Annotated in this window: 11 protein-coding genes; all 11 read right to left on the minus strand. The window is 32.9% G+C overall.

The genetic code is table 11. The features are described 5' to 3' along the window. Positions 1-55: 55 nt before the first annotated feature. Positions 56-2,902: an excinuclease ABC subunit UvrA gene (uvrA, locus tag JCM14209_RS02835; RefSeq protein ID WP_025022109.1), complete on the minus strand. Its 2,847-nt coding sequence runs from the start codon at positions 2,900-2,902 to the stop codon at positions 56-58. Positions 2,903-2,916: 14 nt separating this feature from the next. Beyond that, a complete protein-coding gene (gene uvrB, locus JCM14209_RS02840; protein ID WP_025022110.1) occupies positions 2,917-4,914 on the minus strand; it encodes an excinuclease ABC subunit UvrB in 1,998 nt (665 codons plus the stop codon). A gap of 107 nt (positions 4,915-5,021) precedes the next feature. Further along, positions 5,022-6,746 (minus strand): phospho-sugar mutase, encoded by a 1,725-nt coding sequence (locus JCM14209_RS02845; protein WP_025022111.1) that lies wholly within the window; start codon positions 6,744-6,746, stop codon positions 5,022-5,024. 41 nt (positions 6,747-6,787) lie between these two features. Then, entirely contained in the window at positions 6,788-7,597 is an 810-nt protein-coding gene (lgt, locus tag JCM14209_RS02850; protein ID WP_025022112.1) for a prolipoprotein diacylglyceryl transferase, read from the minus strand. Positions 7,598-7,608: 11 nt separating this feature from the next. Further along, positions 7,609-8,550, minus strand: coding sequence for an HPr(Ser) kinase/phosphatase (gene hprK / locus JCM14209_RS02855; protein ID WP_025022113.1), 942 nt, complete (start codon positions 8,548-8,550; stop codon positions 7,609-7,611). Between the two features lie 67 nt (positions 8,551-8,617). After that, positions 8,618-8,977, minus strand: coding sequence for a phage holin family protein (locus JCM14209_RS02860; protein ID WP_025022114.1), 360 nt, complete (start codon positions 8,975-8,977; stop codon positions 8,618-8,620). Positions 8,978-8,991: 14 nt separating this feature from the next. Continuing rightward, entirely contained in the window at positions 8,992-9,339 is a 348-nt protein-coding gene (locus JCM14209_RS02865) for a PspC domain-containing protein (protein ID WP_025022115.1), read from the minus strand. Then, positions 9,326-10,609 carry a sensor histidine kinase gene (locus JCM14209_RS08890; RefSeq protein ID WP_025022116.1) on the minus strand — a complete coding sequence of 428 codons (1,284 nt, stop codon included), beginning with the start codon at positions 10,607-10,609 and terminating at the stop codon, positions 9,326-9,328. Before JCM14209_RS08890 ends, JCM14209_RS02865 begins: the two co-directional genes overlap by 14 nt. Before the next feature lie 130 nt (positions 10,610-10,739). Beyond that, positions 10,740-11,456, minus strand: coding sequence for a response regulator transcription factor (locus JCM14209_RS02875; protein ID WP_025022117.1), 717 nt, complete (start codon positions 11,454-11,456; stop codon positions 10,740-10,742). Positions 11,457-11,472: 16 nt separating this feature from the next. Beyond that, on the minus strand, positions 11,473-11,802 hold the full coding sequence (locus JCM14209_RS10230) for a PDZ domain-containing protein (protein ID WP_225349677.1): 330 nt from the start codon (positions 11,800-11,802) through the stop codon (positions 11,473-11,475). Then, a complete protein-coding gene (locus JCM14209_RS08895) occupies positions 11,802-12,602 on the minus strand; it encodes a hypothetical protein (protein WP_225349678.1) in 801 nt (266 codons plus the stop codon). The genes JCM14209_RS10230 and JCM14209_RS08895 overlap by 1 nt, the downstream gene beginning before the upstream one ends. Positions 12,603-12,677: the final 75 nt, after the last annotated feature.

Raw genomic sequence — 12,677 nt, forward strand, 5'->3', positions numbered from 1 at the left:
TTTTTCTCCTCCTAGATATTAACTTAATATAACTTTAACAGGTTCACCTCAAAAATCAAGATGTTACCTTTTCATAATGTCCATTTTCTAAAACATCTTTTAAATACTTACCAGTATAACTTTCTTTAACTTGAGCAATTTCTTCTGGGGTTCCATCAGCAACGATTGTTCCGCCACCTTCTCCACCTTCTGGTCCAAGATCAATAATATGATCGGCACACTTAATTACATCCAAATTATGTTCAATCACCAAAACAGTATTTCCTTTATCAACTAAACGTTGAAGCACTCCTAATAGACGTTTTATATCTTCTGAATGTAATCCCGTTGTAGGTTCATCTAATATATAGAAGGTATTACCACTTGATTTTTTGTGTAATTCAGAAGCTAACTTCATTCGTTGAGCTTCTCCACCAGATAAAGTTGTTGCCGGTTGACCTAAAGAAACATATCCTAATCCAACATCAACAATTGTTTGTAATTTTCGCTGAATCTTAGGAATTGCCTCAAAAAATTCAAGTGCCTCTGCTACTGTCATATCCAATATTTCGGCAATATTTTTATCCTTATACTGAATTTCTAAGGTTTCAGAGTTATATCTTGATCCCTTACATACTTCACAAGGAACATATACATCTGGAAGGAAATTCATTTCAATTTTGATTATTCCATCCCCTTTACATGCTTCGCAACGACCGCCTTTAACGTTGAAACTAAAGCGTCCCTTGTTATAACCATGTATTTTAGCTTGATTGGTTTGTGCAAATAATCCTCGAATATCATCAAATACCCCTGTATATGTTGCCGGATTACTACGTGGTGTCCGTCCAATTGGACTTTGATCAATATCAATAACTTTATCAATATTTTCTACACCTTGTATCTTGCGGTACTTCCCTGGTTTTTCAGCATTATGATTTATTTTTTGCGCTAACACACGTTTTAAAATTGTGTTTACAAGAGTAGATTTCCCTGAACCAGATACCCCTGTAACCGCAACAAATTCACCTAAAGGAAATTCAACATCAATATTTTGGAGATTATTTTCACTCGCTCCGATTAACTTAATTTTCTTACCGTTTCCACTTCTTCTGGTATCTGGAATTGGAATGTAACGTTTTCCTGATAAATATTGTCCCGTTAAAGATTTAGCTTTCTTGGCTACTTGCTTTGGCGTTCCAGCCGCAATAATTTGTCCGCCATGCTCACCAGCACCCGGTCCGATATCAATGAGAAAGTCCGCTGCCCTCATTGTGTCTTCATCATGTTCAACAACAATAAGCGTATTTCCTAAATCTCGCATTTTCTTCAATGAAGAAATCAAACGATCATTATCTCTTTGATGAAGCCCTATTGATGGTTCATCTAATACATACATTACTCCAGATAAGTTTGACCCAATTTGAGTTGCTAATCGAATACGTTGAGCTTCCCCACCAGATAAAGTTCGTGCTGAACGACTTAAGGTTAAATAATCTAAACCTACATTCACTAAGAAACTTAATCGATCTAAAATTTCTTTTAAAATTGGTCTAGCAATTTGTTCTTTTTGTTCAGATAATTCTAGATTTTCAAAGAATATTAATTCATCAGCAATTGATAAATTTGAGACTTCCCCAATGTGTTGGTGACTAATTTTAACTGATAACGCTTGTTGATTTAACCGATATCCATGACATGTTTGACAAACCAAACTATTCATGTATTGGCGCATTACATCTCGCGTAAAATCACTATTAGTTTCTTCATATCGCCGTTGAATATTGTTGATAACCCCTTCAAATTCCATATCCAATTCACGTTTTTGACCGAAATCATTTTCAAAATCAAAGTGGAATGTTTCCGTTCCGGCTCCATATAAAATGAGATTTTTTTGTTCTTTGGTTAAATCTTTATATGGTGTATCCATATCTATTTTAAAATGTTCGCATGCTTGTGCAAGTAAAGTTGGATAATATTTAGAACTAATAGGATTCCAAGGAGCAATGGCACCTTCGTTTAGCGTTTTAGTTTGATCAGGAATCACTAAATCCAAATCAACTTCTAATTTTGAACCAATCCCATCGCATTCTGGACACGCTCCAAATGGCGCGTTAAATGAAAATAAACGTGGTTCTAATTCACCAATAGTAAATCCGCAATATGGACAAGCAAAATTTTCAGAAAACTGTAACATTTTATCGCCAATCACATCCACAAATACAGTTCCATTAGCTAAATTTAAAGCTGATTCAATTGAGTCAAATAGTCGTGATCGAATATTTTCTTTAATCACGATCCGATCCACTACAACTGCAATATCGTGCTTTTTATTTTTATCTAATTCTATTTCAGAATCGATGTCTTGAATTTCACCATCAACCATCACACGAACAAATCCGTCTTTTTTGATTTTTTCTAAAACTTTTTTATGTTGTCCTTTTTTATTTCTAACAACTGGAGCTAAGATTTGTAACTTACTTCTTTGGGGCAAAGTTAATATTTTATCAACCATTTGTTCCGGCGATTGACTTGTAATTTCGTGCCCATCATTTGGACAAATTGGGGTCCCTACACGCGCCCATAATAATCTAAAGAAATCATTAATTTCTGTAACCGTTCCAACTGTTGAGCGCGGATTTTTTGAGGTTGTTTTTTGATCAATCGAAATTGCTGGAGAAAGCCCATCAATTGAATCTACATCTGGTTTATCCATTTGACCTAAAAATTGACGTGCATAAGCTGATAGGCTTTCCACATATCTTCTTTGACCTTCAGCATATAATGTATCAAATGCTAATGAACTTTTCCCTGATCCTGATAATCCAGTAACAACAACTAACTTATCTTTTGGAATGTCAACATCAACATTTTTCAAGTTATGAGCTCTAGCCCCACGAATCACAATTTTATTTTGTGCCATACTATTCCCTCCTTTTATTTTATTTGTGCCTTTAATTCAATGATTGTATCTCTTAAAGTAGCTGCCTCTTCAAATTCCATATTTTTAGCAGCAGTTTTCATTTGTTTTTCTAAACTTGCAATCATTTCTAATTTATCTTCTTTACTCATATTATCAAAATCTATATCCGTAGCATCACTTGTTACATCATTTTTCTTAGATTCGATACTAATTAGATCACGGATTGGTTTAATAATTGTTTTAGGAACGATATGATGTTTTTCATTATAAGCTTCTTGAATCGAGCGGCGACGCTTAGTTTCATCAATTGCGGCTTGCATTGACGGTGTAATTTCATCAGCATACATAATCACATGTCCATTAGCATTTCTTGCGGCTCTCCCAATTGTTTGGATAAGTGAACGTTCATTTCTAAGGAACCCTTCTTTATCAGCATCCAAAATCGCTACTAGTGAAACTTCAGGGACGTCAATTCCTTCCCGCAATAAATTAATTCCAATTAAAACATCAAATTTTCCACGCCGTAAATCACGTACAATTTCAGTCCGTTCTAAAGTTTTAATGTCAGAGTGTAAATATTTAACCTTTATTCCCATTTCTTTGAAGTAATCTGTTAAATCTTCTGCCATTTTTTTAGTTAAAGTCGTTATGAAAACACGTTCATCGCGTTCAACTCTTTTATTAATTTCACCAACTAAATCATCCATTTGCCCCATAATTGGACGCACTTCAATATTAGGGTCTAACAATCCAGTTGGACGGATAATTTGTTGAACTACTGTGCTTGTTTGTTCTTCTTCATATGGTCCAGGTGTTGCTGACATATAGATAATTTGATTAACATGATCTTCAAATTCGTCACGCGTTAAAGGACGATTATCAAGAGCACTTGGTAAACGAAAACCATAATCCACTAACATTTGTTTTCTTGCTCGGTCACCGTTATACATTCCTCGAACTTGAGGCATTGTAACGTGCGATTCATCAACAACAATCAAAAAGTCATCTGGAAAGAAATCTAATAAAGTAAATGGCGGTTCACCTTCACTTCTACCTTCCATATGGCGTGAATAATTTTCAATTCCAGAACAATATCCCACTTCTTTCAACATTTCAATATCATAAGTCGTTCGTTGTTCTAGACGTTGCGCTTCAAGTAATTTATCTTCATCACGTAATTTTTTTAGTTGTGTTTTTAATTCATTTTCAATTCTTTCAATTGCATGCTTAAGTTTTTCTTCATTCGTCATAAAGTGAGTTGCGGGAAAAATGGTAATATGCTCTCTTTCAGCGATAATTTCTCCTGTTAATGGATTAATTTCACGAATTCGATCAATTTCATCTCCAAAGAATTCAACTCTCAAAGCAATTTCATCCCGTGAAGCAGGAAAAATTTCAACCACATCACCTCGAACACGAAAACGTCCCCGTTGAAAATCAATATCATTGCGATCATATTGATTTTCTACTAACTGAGCTAACAACTCATTCCGTTCTATTTCTTGACCTTCTCTTAACGAAAGCATGTGTGCTTGATATTCTCTAGGATCACCTAAACCGAAAATTGAAGAAACTGATGCCACAACAATTACATCGTTTCGTTCTAAAAGCGAACTCGTAGCTGAGTGACGTAACTTATCAATTTCATCATTAATTGCGGAGTCTTTTTCAATATAAGTATCGCTGGATGGAACATAAGCCTCAGGTTGATAATAATCATAATAACTTACAAAATATTCCACTGCATTATTTGGAAAAAATTCTTTAAATTCCCCATAAAGTTGCCCTGCTAAAGTTTTATTATGAGCCAATACCAACGTTGGCTTATTTACGTTTTTAATTACATTCGAAATAGTAAATGTTTTTCCCGTTCCAGTTGCACCTAAAAGAATTTGGGCTTTTTTCCCTTCTTTTATTCCTGTCGTTAATTCTTTAATCGCTTCAGGTTGATCGCCGGTTGGTTGATATTTAGAAACTAATTCAAACTTCCGATCTGTTTGTCGTTCAATCACTTACAAAACCTCGTTTTCTGCATCAATATTGTAAATATATTGTAACACATACCCGTTTTGAAGGGTGTAAAAAGAGGCTTAGAGTATTTCTAAGCCTCTTTGGAGTATTATTTTACAAATGATTGAATTGCACTATCGAATGATGCTCGTTTTTCATTTGCTTGGTCTTGATCTTTGCCGTGAGTTCCAATATAAAACTTGATTTTTGGTTCTGTTCCTGAAGGACGAACTGCAATCCAAGTTCCATCTTCTAGAAGATATTTTAATACATTAGATTTTGGCATATCAATTTTTTCAACTGTCCCATTAGTATAGCGCTTTTCAGATTTATCAAAATCTTCCATTGCTACTACTTTATAACCGGCAAAATCAACTGGTGATTCATTTCTAAATTTAGTCATTAAATCTTTAATTTGTTGAACCCCTTCAACACCATCAAATGTTAATGAGGTTGTTTTTTCTGCAAAATATCCATGCTTTTCAAAAAGTTCTTGCAGTCCATCATATAAATTTTTACCTTGTTTATTATAGTAAGCTGCTACTTCAGCTAATAATACTAAAGCTTGAATTGAATCCTTATCACGTACAAATGAACGTACAAGATATCCATAACTTTCTTCAAAACCAAACATGAATGTATTTGAATTTGTATCTTCAAAATTCTTAATTTGTTCAGCAATAAACTTAAATCCCGTTAATACATTAATCATCTTAACGTTATAACTTTCTGCTACTTTAGTTGCAAATTCACTTGAAACGATAGATTTTACCGCTGCTGCATTAGCTGGCAAACTACCTGCTTCTTTTCTAGCAGTTAAGATATAGTTAAGCATAATTGCCGCAATTTGATTACCAGTTAATAATTGATATTCTCCACTTGGTTGACGAACCGCAGCACCTAAACGGTCAGCATCAGGATCAACCGCAATTAATAAATCAGCACCTTGTTGCTTACCAAGTTTAATTGCAAGATCAAAAGCTGCTGGATCTTCTGGGTTTGGTAATTTAACTGTTGAAAAATCAGCATCAGGTGTAGCTTGTTCTGGTACCATCGTAAAGTTTTCAAAACCAGCTTGTCTAAGAGCTTTTTCACCTAACATTGCACCAGTACCATGCAACGGAGTGAAAATTAACTTCATTGCTTTTCCTTCTTCTGCTACTAGTTCTTGATTAATAGTTACGCTCTTAATTTCATCAAGATATGGTTTATCAATTTCACTACCAACAATCTTCAAAAGACCTTCGTTAATTAAGCTATCTTTATTAGCAACTTTGATTGCAAATAAATCGTCAACTTTGCGAATATATTCAGTAATTAAATCTGATTCTTTTGGTGGCATTTGTGCCCCGTCTTCACCATAAATTTTATAACCATTATATTGTTTTGGATTATGACTTGCTGTAATCATGATACCAGCATATGTATGCAAATGGCGCACAGCAAATGATAATTCTGGAGTTGGGCGTAAACTTTCAAACACATATGTTGGAATGTTATGTTGCCCTAATACACGCGCAGCTTCAAAAGCAAAGTCTTGTGAATGATGACGTGAATCATAGCTAATTGCTACACCGCGTTTTTTTACATCTTCGCTTAAGCCGTCCATTAGCATTGCTAATCCTTCAGTTGCTTGGCGAACTGTATAAATATTCATCCGATTAATTCCAGCACCTAAGACACCACGCATCCCTGCAGTTCCAAATTCAAGTGGAGCATAGAAGGCATCTTCTAATGTCTCTTTATTTTCCTTTAATTCATCTAAACTTTGACGCAAATCTGTTGGTAATTCAGTATTCTTATCCCATAGTTGATATGTTTTTTCCCAACTCATCGATACACTCTCCCATATTTTCATTCTTTTAATTTTACATTTCATGTATTTTTATTATACCACTGTAAGTTCGAATTGTGTTGTCTTCGGTAGAAAAAGATTACTAGTGCTCCGATAATTAATAACACGGATAACCATTGCGAAACTCTGATTCCACCAAGCATCAAACTATCTGTTCGTAACCCTTCAATGAAAAATCTTCCAAATGCATACCACATTACATATGATAAAACAACTTCTCCATTTTTTAATAAATGATGTTGCTTTCGTAATACACATAGCACTATAAAACCACCAATATCCCAAAGTGATTCATACAAAAATGTTGGCTGATAATAGCTTCCTGCTATTTGCATTTGTTTGATTATAAACTCCGGTATATGTAAATTTTGGAGAAATTCTAACGTTGTTTTGCTGCCATGTGCCTCTTGATTAGTGAAATTACCCCAGCGGCCAATTCCTTGAGCCAAGATGACATTTGGCGCTAAAACATCTAACAAATTCCAAATTTCAATGGATCTTTTACGACAAAAAATAATAATTGTTATAATAGCACCAATCAGCGCACCGTAAATTGCAATACCGCCATCCCAAATCCGATAAATTTCACTTAAATGATTTTTGTAGTACGACCATTCAAAAATCACATAATAAATCCGTGCAGAAATAATCGCTACCGGCAACGCCCTTAATAACAAGTCATAGATATCATCTTCCAATATTCCATGCTTTTTTCCTTCGCGCACTGACAGAAAAGTTGCAATTAACACTGCACTTGCAATAATGAGTCCGTACCATCGAATTTGAAAAGGTCCAAGTTCTATTGCAATTGGGTTAATATTTCCTAACATTGTTTTTCACCTTAAATATCTTGACGAGCTGAATTTTCATTAATTAACTCGTTTAAATTATTTTCAAATGTCTTTGTTGCATCATATCCCATTGTTTTTGCCCTAAAGTTCATCGCTGCTGCTTCGATAATGATTGCAATATTACGTCCAATTTTAACTGGAACAGTAATCTTTGGAATTTTGACATCAAACAACTGTTGATATTCTTCCCCTGACCCTAAACGATCAAATTGTTTATCCGGACTCCAGTCTTCTAGGTGCATGATGACATCAATTTCAGTCTCTTGACGTACAGCTCCGGCACCATAAAGATTCATTACATCAATAATTCCGATACCACGGATTTCAAGTAAATGATTTAAAATTTTTGGAGCTTCACCGGCAACTGTTTGTTCATCTTTTTGCCAAACTTCCACACGATCATCTGCAATTAAACGGTGTCCTCTTTTGATTAAATCGAGGGCTGTTTCAGATTTACCAACACCGGAATCCCCTGTGATAAATACCCCTAAACCATAAATATCCATCAATACTCCATGCATCGATTTTCTTTCAGCTAACCTATTTTCTAATAGGTCAGTAAGTTTTGACGATAAACGTGAAGTTGGTAACGTTGATACTAAAATTGGAATATGCTTTTCTCTTGCGGCCTTTTCAAGCTCTTCTGGAACTTTTAATCCACGAGAAATAACAAAGCATGGTGTATCTTTCCCACATAACCGTCGCATAATTTGACTTTTATCAACATTTTTCATTTGATGCGCAAAGGAAACTTCTGTCATCCCTAATAATTGAACGCGTTCTTGTGGATAATATTCAAAATATCCGGTTAATTCTAATCCAGGACGAGAAATATCACTTGTTGTTATTTTCTTTTCTTGAACAAATTCTTCGCCATAAAAGACTTCAAGTCCAATTGAATCAATAATTTCTTTAACTGTTACACTATTCATTTCCTAGCCCTCCTTTAACATTTAAGTTAATTTTACCACATTTTATAAAACGTTTTCATGGTTTAAATTAAGAGTTTTTTTCACTTGCATGGATTGACAAAATACCATTTACTACACTCATTATAATCGCCACCATTAGGGCTGTTCCGAAGCTATAAAAATGAAAAGCTCCGCCCAAAATATATGACGTTAATTCTAAGATCAAAGCATTAATAAATAGCATTGATATTCCCATCGTGGCCACAGTTATCGGCATTGTAATAATCATTAACAATGGTTTTACAATTATATTCAAAAGCGATAAAACGATTGCCGCTATGACTGCAACCAAAACATTTTGAACTTGAAATTTCATTGGAAAAAATCCTGCAATTGCTAAAAACATGATTGTATTAATAATAATTCTTTGAATAAGATACCTTAACATTTAATTCCTCTACTCTACTTCTTTTTTACATCTCTTTCTTGAACATCTGTTAATTGCTTACGTCCATTATTTTTTTGTTTTACTTGCTGATTTGTTGTTTGCTCTTCAGAATCAATCAACCTTTCAATAATCTTAACAAATAAACTTTTAGGCACTTCATTTTTATCGTAATCTAAAAATAAAGCTGTAATTAAATATAACCCTGGAGTAATAATAACTAAGTTTTCTTTTATAAGACCTAATATTAAGGTTAATCCTACTAATATAATCCGCAAATAGTTAGCCTTTAAATTGAATGCTTTTGCTAATCCACCACAAACTCCTGCAATTAAGCGATCATTTTTTGATTTATAGATTTTCATTCATCTCACCTCTTTGATTCATAATGAAGTTAGGAATTACAATCTTAACTTCGGTTCCTTCATTTAACTTACTTTTTAAATTTATTCTCCCTGAAAGGATTTCAATTGAATCTTTAACGATTGCTAAGCCTAAACCGGTTCCATTAATTTTTTTACTATGAGACTTATCAACCCGATAGAAACGTTCAAAAACTTTTTCTTGTTCTTCAATTGAAATTCCAATCCCTGTATCAACTACAGATAAGCTCCAACTATCTTGATTAAAATCATTTAATTTTATGATAATTTTTCCGCCTTGACAATTATACCTAATCGCATTTTGAATTAAATTCTCAATAATATGCTTTAGCTTAATTCGATCACAATGAACCAGTGTATCTTCAGGCATATTAATTGAATAAGAGATGTCCTTTTGTAAAAGTTCCTTTTTTCTTAATTTAAAAATCTCAACTATCATTTGATAAAGATTTATCTTTTCAATAACAAGTTCTCTTTGATTACCTTCTTTTGCCAAAACAAGCATATCTTCAACCATTTCATTTAGTTTTTTACTTTCTTTATAGATAATTCCTAAAAATTCTTCTAAAATTTCCGGTTCATCTTTAGCACCTTCCAGTAAAGTTTCACTAAATCCCATAATTGAAGTAATTGGTGTCCTAATTTCATGGCTAACATTACTTATTAATTCAGATTGTCGCTTCTCTTTTTCCTTTAACATTGTGATGTCTTTAATAATAATCATCATAACATCTCTTTTTTCATCTGGAATAAAGATTGTATGAATATTGGCAAACATATTTTTATTCTTATATTTGAAACTTCTAAACTCAGCTAATTCTCTTTGATCTGAGCGCATTTCAATTGTTTTTTTAATTATTTTTTGAATACCTATATCATAAATCCAATCTCGATAATCAGTATTTTTCAAACTAGTTGAAACACCAAATAAATCTCTCATAGAACTGTTATAATATTTCACTTTTCCTTTTACATCAATTAGTGCAATTCCATCTTCAAGATATTCCAGCAAACTTAAATATCCTCGTCTTTGCATACTATATTTTCTGAGTAAGCGATCTTGCTTTTGCTTAATCATTTCAAGTGATTGGAATAATTTTAAATACGGATTTCCTTCATGCAAACTCCCCTTTAGTTCATGATTTTTTTCAATCCGCTTAATTTCACTATTGATTAACTCAATTTGTTTTTGTTCAAGTAAATATCTTCGATAATCAAAAAATAACTTCATCATTAATAACAAAATAACCATTATTAATAACTCACTCCATTGGTGATTAATGTTATTAACAAACTTATTTATCTTAAAATCCGAGATTACAAAAACAGCAACTATAATACAAGTTGCTATTCCCAAAAAATTTATGATTATTTTTTTTAAACTATTCATCGTCATCACCATCAAATCGATATCCAAAACCACGAACCGTCTTTATATACTTCGGTGTTTTAGCATTTTCTTCAATTTTTTCACGTAAATGACTAACATGCATATCAACAATTCTAGTTTGACCAATGAAATCAAATCCCCAAACATGATTCAATAATTCATCACGGCTTAACGCTTTTCCACGTTTTTCTAGGAAATACATTAATAATTCAATTTCCTTAGGAGTTAACTTAACAATTTCATTATTTCTAAAAAGAAGATACTTATCGCGATCAACTCTAAATTGACCAAAAATATACTTACTTTCTTCTTTAATTCTATTTTGTTGCTCTACTTTTTGAAGCTTACTTACTCTTCTAGCAATTGCTTTTAATCTTGCAATAACTTCTCTAGGAGAAAAAGGTTTTGTCAAGTAATCATCGGCGCCTAATTCTAATCCTATTACTTTGTCATATTCATCATCTTTAGCCGTTAAAATTAAAATTGGGGTTTCAATTTTTTCTTGGCGCAATTTTTTTACGACTTCAATTCCATTTAAACTTGGTAACATTAAATCCAGGATAATAAAATCATAATTATTTGTTAGCCCTTGTTCCAACGCGTCTTGACCATCATCAACTGTAGTTACTTCATAATTTTCTTTTTCCAAATTATATTTTAATAAAGTTACAATTGAAATTTCATCATCAACAACGAGTACTTTTTTCATCTTATCACCTCTTTAATTAACGAAATAACACCAACCCAATTTCATGCGGTGAATCTTTAAAAATTGCACTCTCAACGATTATTAAATCACCGCCATATGTTTTAGCTTTAATATGACAATAGGCCGCATTTTTTTGAATAGCACGATAAAATTCGTCTTCTGTATTTACCGGAATATTATTGCAAGTTAAAATAGTATCTCCCGCATGTAAATTCATTTTAGCAGCTGGAGTATCAGGTTTAACGGCAATAATTCGAATCCCTTCATCAGTTTGAACATAACCCGTGTCGATTTGCTTTTCTTTATTTCTCCGCTTAATCGTTAAATAAGCATCTACAATTAACATCAAAGCAATGAGCTTACTGCCAACATTTCATCTTTTGTGATAAAACTTCCAATTACAGCTAACAACGCTAAGATTGACATTAATTTCACATCTTTTAACTTTAACTTAATACTTTCTTCTTTAGAATATTTTGTAACTTTTAATCCTACACTCATTAAAAATGGTAACACGGCTAATGTAAATGTATGATTTCCAATATTTAAAATTGGCCAAAATTTCATTACTTGCCCCATATCTCCGCTTGGAATCAGGATTAACATTGGAAAAACTGTTGTTTGGCGTCCAAAATAATTAACAATTTTGCGCCCCCTTTTTCCCTTCTTTAATTCTGGGGTAAGCGATTCTTTTTTGAAGCTTCCAATTAAAAGATATTCTAAGATAAAACTTACAAAAACTAAGGCTAGCCAATTTGTTGCTGTATTATCATTAAAAACTTTTCCTAAATTCAATTCATTCGAAAAAAATATTCCACTCATAAAAAATACGAATAGACTAGTTAGAAAAGAAATATCCGAAAAGCCTCTTAATAAACATGCTAAAACTACGATTAATTGATAAATTATAATACTTTGAACAGGTAATGTAATTCCTGTAATTATCGCAAGAACGCTACTTACTATCGCAAATAAAAGGCCATATTTAATAAAAATTCTACCTTCAAAAAAATCTTTGTTAATCGCAACTCGAAACTGTTTGCGCTCTTTTTTTACGCGTTGATTATAGGAAAAAATAACCGCTAGAATTCCTAGCCATAGAATCGGTGCCCCCAGATAATTTAATATCAAGCTAAGGATTTCCATTACAATAACCTCCCTTTAAAATCGTCTCTTTTAGTATATCAATTTTCCCACTTATTATTCAAGATAATAAGACCT

Source organism: Ligilactobacillus hayakitensis DSM 18933 = JCM 14209 (genome assembly GCF_000615845.1).
Classification (GTDB): domain Bacteria; phylum Bacillota; class Bacilli; order Lactobacillales; family Lactobacillaceae; genus Ligilactobacillus; species Ligilactobacillus hayakitensis.

What these genes read in the sequence shown, in the direction of transcription:
- uvrA (WP_025022109.1), bottom strand. Translation starts at nt 2,902, where the DNA reads ATGGCACAAAATAAAATTGTGATTCGTGGGGCTAGAGCTCATAACTTG.
- JCM14209_RS02845 (WP_025022111.1), bottom strand. Translation starts at nt 6,746, where the DNA reads ATGAGTTGGGAAAAAACATATCAACTATGGGATAAGAATACTGAATTA.
- lgt (WP_025022112.1), bottom strand. Translation starts at nt 7,597, where the DNA reads ATGTTAGGAAATATTAACCCAATTGCAATAGAACTTGGACCTTTTCAA.
- hprK (WP_025022113.1), bottom strand. Translation starts at nt 8,550, where the DNA reads ATGAATAGTGTAACAGTTAAAGAAATTATTGATTCAATTGGACTTGAA.
- JCM14209_RS02860 (WP_025022114.1), bottom strand. Translation starts at nt 8,977, where the DNA reads ATGTTAAGGTATCTTATTCAAAGAATTATTATTAATACAATCATGTTT.
- JCM14209_RS02865 (WP_025022115.1), bottom strand. Translation starts at nt 9,339, where the DNA reads ATGAAAATCTATAAATCAAAAAATGATCGCTTAATTGCAGGAGTTTGT.
- JCM14209_RS08890 (WP_025022116.1), bottom strand. Translation starts at nt 10,609, where the DNA reads ATGGTTATTTTGTTATTAATGATGAAGTTATTTTTTGATTATCGAAGA.
- JCM14209_RS02875 (WP_025022117.1), bottom strand. Translation starts at nt 11,456, where the DNA reads ATGAAAAAAGTACTCGTTGTTGATGATGAAATTTCAATTGTAACTTTA.
- JCM14209_RS10230 (WP_225349677.1), bottom strand. Translation starts at nt 11,802, where the DNA reads ATGTTAATTGTAGATGCTTATTTAACGATTAAGCGGAGAAATAAAGAA.
- JCM14209_RS08895 (WP_225349678.1), bottom strand. Translation starts at nt 12,602, where the DNA reads ATGGAAATCCTTAGCTTGATATTAAATTATCTGGGGGCACCGATTCTA.